Origin of the sequence: Micromonospora salmantinae (assembly GCF_022230905.1) — a bacterium.
GTDB classification, from domain to species: domain Bacteria; phylum Actinomycetota; class Actinomycetes; order Mycobacteriales; family Micromonosporaceae; genus Micromonospora; species Micromonospora salmantinae.
Map to the genome: position 1 here is coordinate 32,856 of NZ_JAKKFG010000045.1, position 13,719 is coordinate 46,574.

Below are 13,719 nucleotides of genomic sequence, written 5' to 3' on the forward strand. Positions count from 1 at the left end.
CTTATACCCGCAGATTCAACGACACTCAGTCGATGGGGACGTCGACCGCGACCGCGGCGGCGGCGGCGCGGGCGTGGCGGGCGCTCACCACTGTCATCGCCCAGCCGGCCGCGGCGAAGCCGGCCGCCGCGGCGGTGGCGATGATGGCCAGCCGCCACGCCGACTCGGTCAGTGCGGTGCCGCCCAGGTGCCCGACCAGCGCGCCGTAGGTGGCCCAGCCCAGCGCGGCGACCGCCTCGTAGAGCACGAACAGGCGGTACGGGTAGCGGCTGCGCCCGGCCGAGAAGCAGGCTGCCATCCGGCCACCGGGCACGAACCGGCAGAGCAGGATGACCAGCGGCCCGGGTTGTCGCAGCCCCTGGGTGACCCGGCTGGCCACCCGTCGGGCGCGGCTCAGCTCGGCGTGCCGGGGTGGCCGCCGGTCCGGTGCGCTGCGCCCGAGCAGGTAGCACGCCAGGTCGCCGACGAATACGCCGAGCGCGCCGACGGCGATGGTGACCGGCAGGCTCAGCCCGCCGTAGACGGTGAGCGCACCACTGGTGATCATGACGATCTGGGTGGGGATCACCGGTACGAAGGCGTCCGCGATCAGCAGCGCGAGCAGCACAAGGTACGCCCACGTCGGCGACGCGACGTCAGTCAGAAGTTCGGGCACGCCTGCCACCTCGCCGAATGCGGCCGATTGGGTGTCTTGAGCCTGACGTCGTGTCCGGCGTCACGGTGGACGGCCCCGGCCCGTCGTGACCGTCGACACGACTGGGCCACCCGGCTACAACGAGGCCGGTCGCTGCCGGGTGACGGGTCCGGAGGCTGTTCCACCCGTCCGAGGCGGGCGGCGGAACGACGTTCGTCGGCGTACCGTTGTCGGCGCGGCCATGCCCGTCGGGTCCCCCGTTCCTGACGATTCGGCCGCCAGGGCCGCCGGCGGGTCCCGCGCCGGCGGCCCACCCCTCCGCCGCAAATCCGGGTGCGTCCCCGAACGTCGCGCGGGTACGGTCGCCGTATGCGCAGCGCGGTAGTGATGACCACGACGCCGGGTGTCCCCGGCGCGCCGCTCTGACGTAACCACCGTCGACCAGGCCCCGGGGCGATCCGCCCCCGAGGGCAGCGCGCCGAACGGAGCTCAGGTCGCCTCCGGGTCGTACCCGATCCAGGAGCCCGACATGATCGACCACCGTAGGCTCGGCCGCGAGCTGGACCTCTTCGTCTCCGACCCGCTGGCCGGCGCCGGCCTGCCGATCTGGCTGCCGGCCGGCGCCGCCGCCCGGCACGCCGTCGAGGAGTACGTGCGGGAGTTGGAGCGCCGCTCCGGCCACCAGCACGTCTACTCGCCGCCACTTGGCAAGCGGGAACTCTTCGAACTCTCCGGCCATCTCGGCTACTTCGCCGACGACATGTTCCCGCCGATGCGGCTGAGCGCCGACGACGAGTTCGTGCTCCGGCCGGCGCTCTGCCCGCATCACGCGTTGGTCTTCCGGGCGCGGGGCCGTTCCTACCGGGAGTTGCCGTTGCGGATCGCGGAGCTGGGCGGGATGTACCGCTCGGAGCGCTCCGGTGTGCTCGGCGGGCTGTCCCGGGTGCGCGCCATCTCGCTCAACGACGCGCACACCTTCTGCGCCCCCGAGCAGGTCGGCGCGGAGGTCGTCGAGATCCTCGGGCTGATCCGTGCCGCGCACGCCGCGCTCGGTGTCCGGCCGGCCGGGTTCCGGCTGTCGCTGCGCGGGCCGGGCGAGAAGTACGTCGGCGACGACGTCCAGTGGGCTCGCGCCGAGGAGTTGCTCCGGGAGGCGCTGGCCGGGGTGGAGTACGTCGAGGCGCCGGGGGAGGCTGCCTTCTACGGCCCGAAGATCGACATTCAGATCGTCGACGCCGCCGGTCGGGAGTCGACCATCTCCACCATCCAACTGGACTTCGACAAGCCGGAACGGTTCGACCTGTCGTACACCGACTCGGACGGCAGCCGGCGTCGGCCGGTCATGGTGCACCGCAGCCTGGTCGGCAGCATGGAGCGGCTGTTCGCGTACCTCATCGAGGTGCACGAGGGGGCGTTCCCGGCCTGGTACGCGCCCGTCCAGTTGGTGCTGCTGCCGGTCGACGACGGCCAGGTCGACGCGGCGGCCGACCTGGCCCGCCGGGCGGGCGACGCCGGCCTGCGGGTCGAGGTCGACGCCGCCGGCTCGCTGGGCGCCCGGGTACGGGACGCGGCCCGCCGCCGCGTCCCGTACCTCGGGGTGTTGGGTGCCCGGGAGGTGGCCGACGGGCACCTCGCGCTGCGCCTGCGCGGCGGCCGCGCCCTGGCGCCGATGCCCGCCGGCGCGGCTCTCGCCCTGATCGGCGGGCAGGTCGCCGCCCGCGCGGCCGACCTGCTGCCGTCGGACTGACACGCCCACCGATCGTCTCGCGCGCACGGCCGTCCGACCTCAGACCGACGCCGGTTGGGCGGCCGGTTCCTCGTCGACCACCGCGCCGGTGAACTGCGAGCGGTAGAGCCGGTGGTACGCGCCCTGGGCGGCGAGCAACTGCTCGTGGGTGCCCTGCTCGACGATCCGACCGTCCTCCATCATCAGGATCAGATCGGCGTCGCGGATGGTGGAGAGCCGGTGCGCGATCACGAAGCTGGTCCGGTCCGAGCGCAGCGCGGCCATCGCCCGTTGCAGCAGCACCTCGGTGCGGGTGTCCACCGAGCTGGTGGCCTCGTCGAGGATCAGCAGTGACGGCTCGGCGAGGAACGCCCGCGCGATGGTGATGAGCTGCTTCTCGCCGGCGCTGACGTTGCTGCCCTCCTCGTCGATGACGGTGTCGTAGCCGTCGGGCAGGCTGCGCACGAACCGGTCCACGAAGGTGGCCCGGGCGGCGGCGAGGATCTCCTCCTCGGTCGCGTCCGGCCGCCCGTAGGCGATGTTGTCCCGGATGGTGCCGCCGAACAGCCAGGTGTCCTGGAGCACCATGCCGATCCGGCCGCGCAGGTCGTCGCGGCGCATCGTGGTGATGTCCACCCCGTCGAGCGTGATCCGGCCGGCGTCCAGCTCGTAGAACCGCATCACCAGGTTGACCAGGGTGGTCTTGCCGGCGCCGGTCGGGCCGACGATGGCCACCGTGTGTCCGGGCTCGGCGACCAGCGACAGGTCGTCGATCAGCGGCTTGTCCGGCTCGTAGCGGAACGAGACGTGCTCGAACTCGACCCGACCGTGCGGGTCGATGACCCGGGCCGGCGCGACCGGGTCGGGGGTCTGCTCGTCCGCGTCGAGCACCGCGAAGACCCGCTCGGCCGAGGCCACCCCGGACTGGAGCAGGTTGGCCATCGAGGCGAGTTGGGTGAGCGGCTGGGTGAACTGGCGGGAGTACTGGATGAACGCCTGCACGTCGCCGAGGCTCATCGTGCCGGACGCGACCCGCAGCCCGCCGACCACGGCGATCGCCACGTAGCTCAGGTTTCCGATGAACATCATCGACGGCATGATGATCCCGGAGATGAACTGTGCCCCGAAGCTGGCCCGGAACAACTCCTCGTTCTTCGCGTGGAACGCGGCCTCCACCTCACGCTGCCGGCCGAAGACCTTCACCAGCTCATGACCGGTGTACGCCTCCTCGATCTGGCCGTTCAACTCGCCGGTGTGCGTCCACTGGGCGATGAACTGCTTCTGGGAGCGCTTGGCGATGCGCTGGGTGACCAGCACCGACAACGGCACCGCGACCAGGGCCACCAGGGCCAGCACCGGCGAGATCCAGAACATCACGGCCAGCACGCCGACGACGGTCAGCAGCGAGGTGAGCAACTGGCTGAGGGTCTGCTGGAGGCTGGTGGAGATGTTGTCGATGTCGTTGGTGACCCGGCTGAGCAACTCACCGCGCGGCTGCCTGTCGAAGTAGGGCAGCGGCAGCCGGTTGAGCTTCTCCTCCACCTCGGCGCGCAGCCGCAGCACCGTGCGCTGGACCACCCCGTTGAGCAGCCAACCCTGCCACCAGGACAGCAGGCTCGCCGCCAGGTAGAGCCCGAGCGCCAGCAGCAGCACCCGACTCAGGGCGCCGAAGTCGATGCCCACCCCGGGCACCACGTCCATCCGGGCCAGCATGTCGGCGAAGCTGTCGTTGCCGCTGGCCCGGGCCGCCGCGACGGCCTGTTCGGCGGTGCTGCCGGCCGGCAGTTGCCGGCCGATCACCCCGTTGAAGATCAGGTCGGTGGCGTGGCCGAGGATCTTCGGCCCGGCCACGCTGAACCCGACGCTCACCACTGCCAACGTGATGATCGCGGCCAGGTGCAGTCGGTGCGAGCGCAGCCGGCCGAGCAGACGTCGGGCCGACGGCCCGAAGTTCATCGACTTCTCGGCGGGCATTCCGGCGCTCATCCATCCCGGACCGCCCCCCTGACGGCCGGGCGGCAGCCGCTTCGGCGTCGCCGCGCCGCTGCCGGTCGCGGACGCGGTTTCCCCGCCGGGCTGCTGCGCCGGCTCATCCGACGTCCGTCCGTCGCCGGCCGGCTTCTGACTGGGTACGGCCGCGGTGCGCGGCTCGTCACGCTCGCTCATGCCGCCACCTCCGAGGTCTGCTGCGAGGCCACGATCTCGGCGTACGTCGGGCAGGTGTCCAACAACTCCGCATGTCGTCCCACTCCGACGACCCCTCCGTTTTCCAGGACGATGATCTGATCGGCGTCGATGATCGTGGAGACCCGCTGGGCCACGATCACCACCGCCGCCTGCGCGGTGACCGGCCGCAGGGCCGCTCGCAGCCGCGCGTCGGTGCCCAGGTCGAGCGCGGAGAACGAGTCGTCGAAGAGGTAGATCTCCGGTTGCCGGACCAGGGCCCGGGCGATGGCCAGGCGCTGCCGCTGCCCACCGGATACGGTGGTGCCGCCCTGGGCGATCGGGGCGTCCAGCCCGCCGGGCATCTGGGCCACGAAGTCCCGGGCCTGGGCGATCTCCAGCGCCGTCCACAGTTCCTCGTCGGTGGCGTCCGGGTTGCCGTAGCGCAGGTTGCTGGCGACCGTCCCGGTGAACAGGTACGGCCGCTGCGGCACCAGGCCGATGCGTCGCCACAGCTCGTCCGGCGCCAGCTCCCGTACGTCCACCCCGTCGACCAGCACCGCGCCGTCGGTGACGTCGACCAGGCGGGGGATCAGCGACAGCAGCGTCGTCTTGCCCGCGCCGGTGCTGCCGATGATCGCCGTGGTGGTGCCCGGGGTCGCCCGGAAGGAGATGTCACGCAGCACCGGCTCCACCGCGCCCGGGTACTGGAAGCGCACCCCGCGCAGCTCCAACTCGGCTCGGGTGGGCAGCTCGGTGACCGGCGCGGCGGCCGGGACCACCGAGGAGTCGGTGTCCAGCACCTCGACGATCCGCTCGGCGCAGACCGCCGCCCTCGGCACCATCATCAGCATGAAGGTGGCCATCATGACCGCCATCAGGATCTGCATCAGGTACTGCAGGAACGCGGTGAGCGCGCCGACCTGGATCGCGCCGGCGTCCACCCGCTGCGCGCCGAACCAGAGCACCGCCACGCTGGAGACGTTCAGCACCAGCATGACCACCGGGAAGATCAACGCCAGCAACCGACCGGTACGCAGCGCGGTGGCGGTCAGGTCGGCGTTGGCGACGCCGAAGCGGTCCGTCTCGTACGGCTCGCGGACGAACGCGCGGACCACCCGGATGCCGGTGATCTGCTCCCGCAGCACCCGGTTGACAGTGTCGATGCGGGTCTGCATCAGCCGGAAGCCCGGCACCATCCGACGGATGATCGCGCCGAGGGCGATGGCCAGCACCGGCACGCTGACCAGCATCAGCCAGGAGAGTCCGACGTCCTCACGCAGCGCCATGAACACGCCGCCGACGCTCATGATCGGTGCGGCGACGAGCATCGTGCAGCTCATCAGCACGAGCATCTGCACCTGCTGCACGTCGTTGGTGTTGCGGGTGATCAGCGACGGTGCCCCGAACCGGGCCACCTCGCGGGCGGAGAAGCGGTTGACGTGCCCGAACAGCTCGGCGCGTACGTCGCGGCCGAAGCCCATCGCGACCCGGGCGCCCAGGTAGACGGCGGCGATCGAGCAGACGATCTGGATCAGGCTGACCAGCAGCATCCAGCCGCCGGTGCGCACGATGTAGTCGGTGTCGCCCCGGGCCACCCCCTGGTCGATGATGTCCGCGTTCAGGCTGGGCAGGTAGAGCGAGGCCATGGTGCCCACGAACTGGAGCAGCACGACCGCCAGCAACGGTCTCTGATAGGTGCGCAGTTGGCCGCGCAGGAGTCGGATCAGCACGCCGCGTCCTTCGTTTCGGTGGGGCGTCCGGTCATCCGCGGGTCGTCTCCGCTGCCGATGACCTCAAGCAGGAACTCTCGGATCACCTGGGCCTTCGCCGGGTCGGCGTCGACCGAGGTGAGGGGCCGTCCGGAGTGCATGAGCGCGTCGAGTGCGGCCACCCGTTCCCGCCCGGTGGGGGTGATGGCGAGTCGGATGCTGCGTCGGTCGTTGTCGTCGCGCCGCCGCTCGACCAGACCGTCGCGCTCGAGTGTGTCGACGATGCCGGTCAGGGTCGCCGGGCGGACGAACCCCTTCTCGGCGACCGCCCGATGCGGCAACTCGCCGTGTCGGGCGAGCGTCATCAGGGTGATCATGCCGGCCTGGGTGAGGCCGTGCTCCTCGGCGAGGTAGCGGTTCCACCGCTGCCCGACCAGGTGCCCGGCCACCACCAGCAGCCGGCCGAGCGGCACGTCCTGGAGGGTCACGAGTTCCACGACAAGCAGGTTAGCTTCCTGATAGTCAGGGGCCAAACGAAATTGCCGCAGCGGTGGCAACGAACACGATCTGCAGGGCGGTTCGCTGGGCGAGCGGGGTGACCGGGCGGCCGGCGAGGGTCAGTTCGCGGCGGGCGGCCGAGACGTTGGCCGGGAACATGGCGAGCATGAGCAGGCCGAGCCCGGCCGCCGCGACCCGGGCGGTCGCTGGCACCAGGAGGCCGACCGCGCCGACCAGCTCCAGCACGCCGGTCACGGTGACCAGCAGGTCCGGCCGGGGCAGTCGGGGCGGGACCATCGCGATCAGGTCGGCGCGGCGCTGGCCGACGAAGTGCGCGACGGCGGTGAGCGCGAACATCACGGCCAGCCCGACGCGCAGCGCGGGATGCCAGCCGTCCAGTGCGGAGATGCCGGCAAGGCCGGCGATTCGGGCCAGCGCGGTGCCGACGATCAAGGCGATCAGGGGTGCCATCGGAATCCTCCTCCGTAAAACTTGTCAGTGACAAGATTGCGCTTCGAGGCTTCATCTTGTCAATGGCAAGATAGGATTCGTGCATGACCGACACCCGCGCCTACCATCACGGCGATCTGCGCCGCGCCCTGCTCGCCGCGGCGCTGGAGGCCGTCGAGGAGGTCGGCCCGGCCGCGCTGAGCCTGCGCGATCTGGCCCGCCGGGCCGGTGTCTCGCACGCCGCGCCCGCGCACCACTTCGGCGACAAGGCGGGCCTGCTCACCGCGCTCGCCGCGCAGGGCTTCGACCTGTTGGCCCAGACGTTGACCGAGGCGGATGACGACCTGTTGGAGGCCGGCGTCGCGTACGTCGACTTCGCCGTCACTCGCCGGGCGTACTTCGAGGTGATGTTCCGGCCGGAGCTCTACCGGGCTGACGACGCCGAGCTGATCGCGGCGCGGGGCCGGGCCGGCACCGCGCTCCGCTCCGGGGTGGCGGCGCTGTCCGGCGGCGGCGCACCCGCCGACACCGACCGGGACTCGCTCGCGGCCTGGTCGATCGCGCACGGCTTCGCCACGCTCTGGCTGGCCGGCGCACTGCCCGACCGCGTGGGCGACAACCCCCGCGAGGCAGCCCGCGCCGTCCTACGCCGACTCTCCACCTAACCCCACCCACCCCGGCCCGCCCCGGTTGATCATGAAGTTATTGCCATGACACGCCGAAGCGGAAGGCAATAACTTCATGATCAACGAGGTGGGTGGGTGGGTGGTGGGGTTACCAGCTGGTGGGGAGGGGCATTCCTTCGGTGAAGCCGGCGGCGCTCTGCACGCCGACGATGGCCCGCTCGTGGAACTGGGTCAGGTCCCGTGCGCCGGCGTAGGTGAAGGCGCTGCGTACCCCCGCGATGATCTCGTCGATCAGGTCCTCGACACCGGGGCGGGCCGGGTCCAGGTGCATCCGGGCCGAGGAGATGCCCTCCTCGAAGACCGCCTTGCGGGCCCGGTCGTACGGGCTGTCGTCGGCGGTTCGGGCGCTGACCGCCCGAGCCGAGGCCATTCCGAAGCTCTCCTTGTACCGCCGGCCGTCCGCGTCGGTGTAGAGGTCGCCGGGGGACTCGTAGGTGCCGGCGAACCAGGAGCCGATCATCACGTTCGACGCGCCGGCGGCGAGCGCGAGCGCCACGTCCCGGGGGTGTCGCACCCCGCCGTCGGCCCACACGTGCCGGCCCAGTTGGCGGGCGGCGGCCGCGCAGTCGAGCACGGCGGAGAACTGCGGTCGACCCACGCCGGTCATCATCCGGGTGGTGCACATCGCCCCTGGGCCGACGCCGACCTTGATGATGTCCGCCCCCGCCTCCACCAGGTCGCGTACGCCCTCGGCGGTGACCACGTTGCCGGCCGCCACCGGCACCCCCGGGTCGAGCTTCCGGACCGCCTGAAGTGCGGAGATCATCCGTGCCTGGTGGCCGTGCGCGGTGTCCACCACCAACGTGTCCACCCCCGCTTCCAGCAGCGCCGCGGCCTTGCCGGTCACGTCCCCGTTGATCCCGACGGCCGCCGCGATCCGAAGCCGACCCCGGTCGTCCACGGCCGGTGTGTAGAGGGTGGCGCGCAGCGCGCCCTGTCGGGTCAGCACCCCGATCAGCCGGCCCTCGGCGTCCACCACCGGGGCGAGTCGGCGACGGCCCGCCGAGAGCAGATCGAAACCGGTACGAGGATCCGCGTCCGCCGGGACGGTGTGCAGCTCGGTGGACATCACGTGACGCAGTTGCGCGAAGCGGTCCACGCCCGTGGTGTCCGCCTCGGTGACCACACCCATCGGCCGGCCGGCGTCGTCGACCACGATCACCGCACCGTGCGAGCGCTTGGGCAGCAGATGGATGGCATCGCCCACGGTCTCGGTCGGGCCCAGCGTGATGGGGGTGTCGTAGACGAGGTGCCGCTGCTTGACCCAGGCGACGACGTTCGCCACCACCTCGATCGGGATGTCCTGCGGAATCACCGTGATGGCACCCCGGCGGGCCACCGTCTCCGCCATCCGCCGTCCGGCGACCGCGGTCATGTTCGACACCACCAACGGAATGGTGGTGCCGGTGCCGTCGCCGGTGGAGAGGTCGACGTCGAGTCGGGAGCCCAGGTCGGAGCGGGCCGGCGCCATGAAGACGTCGGTATAGGTCAGGTCGTGCGCGGGAGCCGCGCCGTGAAGGAACCGCACCCGACAATCATTCCCGCTCGCGGCCGGTTCCACCGCCGGTGGTCGCGGAAAACACTCACATCAGGAGTGCCACGGCGAGCCCGGCCGGGCGCAGACCAGTCAGCCCAGCAGAAGTGCCACGGCGAGCCCGGCCATCACGACGGCGATGACAGCGTCGAGCACCCGCCAGGCGACGGCGCGGGCGAGCAGCGGCGCGAGGCGCTGCGCGCCGACGCCGAGCGCGCTGAACCAGACCACGCTGGCCAGGGCCGCACCGGCGCCGAAGACCCACCGGTGCGGGTGTTGTTGGGCCACGCTGCCCAGGAGCAGCACGGTGTCCAGGTAGACGTGCGGGTTCAGGTAGGTGAAGGCGGCGCAGGCGAGCAGGGTCGCCCCCAACGTGGCCGGCGGCCGCTCGGTGGGCAGCAGAGCGCCCTGACGCAGGGCGCGGCGGGCGGCGAGCGCCGCGTAGCAGAGCAGGAAGGCCGCACCGCCCCAGCGGATCGCCATCATGAGGCCGGGTCGGCCGGTCACCAGCGAACCGACCCCGGCCACTCCCGCCATGATCAGCAGCGCGTCCGACGCGGCGCAGGTCAGCACCACGGGTACGACGTGCTCGCGTCGCAGGCCCTGGCGCAGGACGAAGGCGTTCTGGGCGCCGATGGCGACGATGAGCGCGATGGAGATCGAGAAGCCGGCGACGGCGGAGATGAGCACGCAGTCGACGCTAGGACCGTGGACGGCCACCAGTCCAACTAAAGATTCTCACGCAACTTAAGCTGAGCTGATGGATGGTCTCGACTCGGCGCAGCTACGGACGCTCGCGGCGGTGGTGGCGGAGGGCAGCTTCGACGCGGCGGCCCGGCTGCTGCACGTCACGCCGTCGGCGGTGAGCCAACGGATCAAGGCGCTGGAGGAAACTGTCGGCCAGGTGCTGGTCCGCCGCGCCCGTCCGTGCGTGGCCACCGACGCGGGTCGCCCGCTGCTGCGCCTGGCCGGCCAGCTCGCGCTGCTCGAACGGGAGGCGCTGACCGATGCCCGCGGCCCGCTGGCCGGCGGTGGCCGGATCCGGGTCGCCGTGGTGGTCAACGCGGACTCGCTGGCCACCTGGTTTCCCGCCGCGCTGGCCCGGCTGCCGCAGCGGGCCGGGCTCTCGTTCGACCTGCGGCAGGACGATCAGGACCACACCGCCGAGCTGCTCCGCGACGGTTCGGTGACGGCGGCGGTCACCGCCCAGCGGGAGGCCGTGCAGGGCTGCCGGGTGCTGCGGCTCGGGGTCACGCGCTACCGCGCGTTGGCCACCCCGGAATTCGCGGCGTCTTACTTCGGCGAGGGATTCACCGCAGCCGCGCTGGCGAGCACCCCGCTGGCGGTCTTCGACCGGAAGGACCTGGTGCAACACCGGTTCATCCGGGCGGTGGTCGGCCGACCGCTCGACCCGCCGGTGCACTACGTGCCGTCGGTGCCGGCGTTCAGCGAGGCGATCCGTCTCGGGTTGGGTTGGGGTCTGGTACCGGAACAGATCGCCCAGGCCGACCTGACCACCGGTCGCTGTGTCGACCTCGCGCCGGGCCGACACCTCGACGTTCCGCTGTACTGGCAGCACTGGCGGCTGGAGTCGGACGTGCTGAACGCCCTGACCGCCGCCGTCCGCGCGGTCGCCGCCGAAGCCCTGCGCTGACCGCCCGCCGGGCGCTCAGGCGATGGTGCAGAGTCGGGCGCTCAGGCGATGGTGCAGATGGGGGCACCGGCCGTGATCACGGCGCCGACCTCGGCGCTGAGACCGCTGACCGTGCCCGCCTTGTGCGCGTGCAGCGGCTGCTCCATCTTCATCGCCTCCAGCACCACGACCAGGTCGCCCTCGGCCACCGTGTCGCCGTCCGCCACCGCGATCTTGACGATGGTGCCCTGCATCGGCGAGGCGAGCGCGTCGCCGCCGACCGGGGCACCGGCCTTGGCGCCGCCGCGCCGGGTCGGCTTGCGGGCGGCGGGTGCCGCGGTGGTCGTACTCCCACCGAAGCCGGCGGGGAGGCTGACCTCGATGCGCTTGCCGCCCACCTCGACCACGACGGTGTCGCGTTCGGCCGGCGCGTCGGCGGCGCCGGCGGCGGTGAACGGCGGCACGGTGTTGTGGAACTCGGTCTCGATCCACCGGGTGTGCACTGTGAACGGCTCGGCGGTGAACGCCTCGTCCCGCACGACGAGCCGGTGGAACGGCAGCGCGGTGGCCATCCCGTCGAGGACCATCTCGTCCAACGCGCGGCGGGCGCGCTCCAGCGCCTCGGTCCGCGTCTCACCCGTGATGATCACCTTGGCGAGCAGTGAGTCGAAGTTGCCGCCGATCACGTCGCCGGCCGAGATGCCGGTGTCGACCCGCACACCCGGCCCGCTGGGCAGGCGTAGCGCGGTGACAGTGCCGGGGGCGGGCAGGAAGTTGCGGCCCGGGTCCTCGCCGTTGATCCGGAACTCGATCGCGTGCCCGCGCGGCGTCGGGTCCTCCGTGATCCGCAGTTTCTCGCCGTCGGCGATCCGGAACTGCTCGCGGACCAGGTCGACGCCGGCGGTCTCCTCGGTGACCGGGTGCTCGACCTGAAGTCGGGTGTTGACCTCCAGGAAGGAGATGGTGCCGTCGACGCCGACCAGGTATTCCACGGTGCCGGCGCCGTGGTAGCCGGCCTCGCGGCAGATCGCCTTGGCGCTCTCGTGGATCTGCGCGCGCTGGGCGTCGGTGAGGAACGGCGCGGGCGCCTCCTCGACGAGCTTCTGGTGACGCCGCTGCAACGAGCAGTCCCGGGTGCCCACCACGATCACGTTGCCGTGCTGGTCGGCGAGGACCTGCGCCTCGACGTGCCGGGGCTGGTCGAGGTACCGCTCGACGAAGCACTCGCCCCGACCGAACGCCGCGACCGCCTCCCGGGTGGCCGACTCGAACAGCTGGGGGATCTCCTCCATCGTGCGGGCGACCTTGAGGCCGCGCCCGCCGCCACCGAAGGCGGCCTTGATGGCGACCGGCAGGCCGTGGTCGACGGCGAAGGCCATCACCTCGTCCGGGCTGGCCACCGGGTCCGGGGTGCCGGGGACCAGCGGTGCGCCGGCCCGCTGGGCGATGTGCCGGGCGGTGACCTTGTCGCCCAGGTCGCGGATCGCCTGCGGGGTGGGGCCGATCCAGGTCAGCCCGGCGTCGATGACGGCCTGGGCGAAGTCGGCGTTCTCACTGAGGAAGCCGTAACCCGGGTGTACGGCGTCGGCGCCGGCCCGAGCGGCGACGTCGAGCAGCTTGTCGATGCGCAGGTAGGTCTCGGTCGCGCTGTCCCCGCCGAGCGCGTACGCCTCGTCCGCGAGGGTGGCGTGCAGGGCGTCGCGGTCGGAGTCCGCGTACACGGCGACGCTGCCCAGGCCGGCGTCGCGGCACGCGCGGATCACCCGGACGGCGATCTCGCCGCGGTTGGCGATGAGTACCTTGCGCACCTTCGTGGCTCCTCCCGGGCAGGTTACTGACGGGGAGTGTATCGGCCACCCACGGCGGCCCTAACGATCGCTCAGTGTGGGATGCCGCACTGAGCCGGCCACGGTTTAGTCAAACTTGGCTATTACGCTTGTCGGGTGTCTTCGACTCGGATGATGATTCTCGGTCTGGTGCGGTGGATGCAGCCCGTGCACGGCTACGACGTACGCCGTGAGCTGCTGAGCTGGAGCGCCGACAAGTGGGCGAACGTACAGCCCGGATCGATCTATCACGCCCTGCGCAAGCTCACCGAGGAAGGGCTGCTCCGCGCCGTCGCGACCGAGCAGGTGGGGGCCCGTCCGGCACGGACCACGTACGAGGTGACGGTCAAGGGGGAGGACGAGTTCGAGACGCTGCTGCGCAACTCCTGGTGGACCATCAGCGAGCCCGTCGACCCGTTCGTGGCGGCCTTCTCCTTCCTGCCGGCCATGCCACGCGCCGAGGCGGCCGCCGCCCTGCGTAACCGGGCCAACCTGCTGCGCGCTGGCGTCGAGTCCATGCGCGCCTCGCTGGAGTCGGACTGGGTGCGCAACCGCAAGCCGGCGCACGTGGGCTGGATGTTCGAGTTGTGGTCGGCGCGGGCGGAGGCGGAGATGAGCTGGTGCGAGCGAATCGCGGAGCGGATCGATTCCGGAGTGTCGTACCTGCCTGCTGAGCTGGATGAAGCGCAGGGTTGGTCGGGGTGGAGGGACGGTCTGGAGCCGTCCGACACCAACGCGGAATAATCAACGTTGACTAAAAAAGCTATATCGCGTTAGCCTGCTGGCGGCACAGCGGGGGAGTGCGCCGTCCGGCGTCGTCCCACTCGACGGCCGGCCCGACCGGCCCGAACGACCAG

General features: G+C 71.6%; 12 protein-coding genes. 4 read left to right on the top strand and 8 right to left on the bottom strand.

The window, feature by feature from the left end:
• Positions 1–25 precede the first annotated feature (25 nt).
• Positions 26–655 carry a DedA family protein gene (locus tag PSH03_RS29040; protein ID WP_238690997.1) on the bottom strand — a complete coding sequence of 210 codons (630 nt, stop codon included), beginning with the start codon at positions 653–655 and terminating at the stop codon, positions 26–28.
• Between the two features lie 508 nt (positions 656–1,163).
• Between PSH03_RS29040 and thrS the strand changes: the two genes are divergently transcribed.
• Positions 1,164–2,381 (top strand): threonine--tRNA ligase, encoded by a 1,218-nt coding sequence (gene thrS / locus PSH03_RS29045; RefSeq protein WP_210784444.1) that lies wholly within the window; start codon positions 1,164–1,166, stop codon positions 2,379–2,381.
• A 39-nt stretch (positions 2,382–2,420) separates the two neighbouring features.
• Here the strand turns inward: thrS and PSH03_RS29050 are convergent, their stop codons facing one another.
• The 4 genes from PSH03_RS29050 to PSH03_RS29065 are packed head-to-tail and all read right to left on the bottom strand — an operon-like array spanning position 2,421 to position 7,204.
• Positions 2,421–4,526, bottom strand: a complete 2,106-nt coding sequence (locus tag PSH03_RS29050; RefSeq protein ID WP_372494909.1) for an ABC transporter ATP-binding protein — start codon at positions 4,524–4,526, stop codon at positions 2,421–2,423.
• Positions 4,523–6,256: an ABC transporter ATP-binding protein gene (locus tag PSH03_RS29055; protein WP_210784443.1), complete on the bottom strand. Its 1,734-nt coding sequence runs from the start codon at positions 6,254–6,256 to the stop codon at positions 4,523–4,525. Before PSH03_RS29055 ends, PSH03_RS29050 begins: the two co-directional genes overlap by 4 nt.
• Positions 6,250–6,732, bottom strand: a complete 483-nt coding sequence (locus PSH03_RS29060; RefSeq protein ID WP_210784442.1) for a MarR family winged helix-turn-helix transcriptional regulator — start codon at positions 6,730–6,732, stop codon at positions 6,250–6,252. Before PSH03_RS29060 ends, PSH03_RS29055 begins: the two co-directional genes overlap by 7 nt.
• A 25-nt stretch (positions 6,733–6,757) precedes the next feature.
• Complete coding sequence (locus tag PSH03_RS29065) at positions 6,758–7,204, bottom strand: DoxX family protein (RefSeq protein WP_210784441.1); 447 nt, start codon at positions 7,202–7,204, stop codon at positions 6,758–6,760.
• 83 nt (positions 7,205–7,287) lie between these two features.
• Here PSH03_RS29065 and PSH03_RS29070 point away from each other — a divergent pair, with 83 nt between their 5' ends.
• Entirely contained in the window at positions 7,288–7,848 is a 561-nt protein-coding gene (locus PSH03_RS29070; protein WP_210784440.1) for a TetR/AcrR family transcriptional regulator, read from the top strand.
• 109 nt (positions 7,849–7,957) lie between these two features.
• On the opposite strand, the gene PSH03_RS29075 is transcribed toward PSH03_RS29070, so the two are convergent.
• Together PSH03_RS29075 and PSH03_RS29080 are read right to left on the bottom strand one after the other, a co-directional pair.
• The gene (locus PSH03_RS29075) at positions 7,958–9,397 is read right to left on the bottom strand and encodes a GuaB1 family IMP dehydrogenase-related protein (protein ID WP_210784439.1); all 1,440 of its coding nucleotides are present in this window, start codon (positions 9,395–9,397) and stop codon (positions 7,958–7,960) included.
• A gap of 99 nt (positions 9,398–9,496) precedes the next feature.
• Entirely contained in the window at positions 9,497–10,093 is a 597-nt protein-coding gene (locus PSH03_RS29080) for a LysE/ArgO family amino acid transporter (protein ID WP_210784438.1), read from the bottom strand.
• Between the two features lie 70 nt (positions 10,094–10,163).
• On the opposite strand from PSH03_RS29080, the gene PSH03_RS29085 reads away from it, so the two are divergent.
• Positions 10,164–11,057, top strand: a complete 894-nt coding sequence (locus PSH03_RS29085) for a LysR family transcriptional regulator ArgP (protein WP_210784437.1) — start codon at positions 10,164–10,166, stop codon at positions 11,055–11,057.
• A 41-nt stretch (positions 11,058–11,098) separates the two neighbouring features.
• Here the strand turns inward: PSH03_RS29085 and PSH03_RS29090 are convergent, their stop codons facing one another.
• Positions 11,099–12,844 carry an acetyl/propionyl/methylcrotonyl-CoA carboxylase subunit alpha gene (locus tag PSH03_RS29090; RefSeq protein ID WP_238690998.1) on the bottom strand — a complete coding sequence of 582 codons (1,746 nt, stop codon included), beginning with the start codon at positions 12,842–12,844 and terminating at the stop codon, positions 11,099–11,101.
• Between the two features lie 150 nt (positions 12,845–12,994).
• Here PSH03_RS29090 and PSH03_RS29095 point away from each other — a divergent pair, with 150 nt between their 5' ends.
• The gene (locus PSH03_RS29095; RefSeq protein ID WP_210784472.1) at positions 12,995–13,606 is read left to right on the top strand and encodes a PadR family transcriptional regulator; all 612 of its coding nucleotides are present in this window, start codon (positions 12,995–12,997) and stop codon (positions 13,604–13,606) included.
• Positions 13,607–13,719 lie beyond the last annotated feature (113 nt).

Bases quoted from the DNA above. Each gene is read 5' to 3' on its own strand.
- thrS (WP_210784444.1), top strand. From the start codon at position 1,164: ATGATCGACCACCGTAGGCTCGGCCGCGAGCTGGACCTCTTCGTCTCC.
- PSH03_RS29050 (WP_372494909.1), bottom strand. From the start codon at position 4,526: ATGAGCGAGCGTGACGAGCCGCGCACCGCGGCCGTACCCAGTCAGAAG.
- PSH03_RS29065 (WP_210784441.1), bottom strand. From the start codon at position 7,204: ATGGCACCCCTGATCGCCTTGATCGTCGGCACCGCGCTGGCCCGAATC.
- PSH03_RS29070 (WP_210784440.1), top strand. From the start codon at position 7,288: ATGACCGACACCCGCGCCTACCATCACGGCGATCTGCGCCGCGCCCTG.
- PSH03_RS29085 (WP_210784437.1), top strand. From the start codon at position 10,164: ATGGATGGTCTCGACTCGGCGCAGCTACGGACGCTCGCGGCGGTGGTG.
- PSH03_RS29095 (WP_210784472.1), top strand. From the start codon at position 12,995: ATGATGATTCTCGGTCTGGTGCGGTGGATGCAGCCCGTGCACGGCTAC.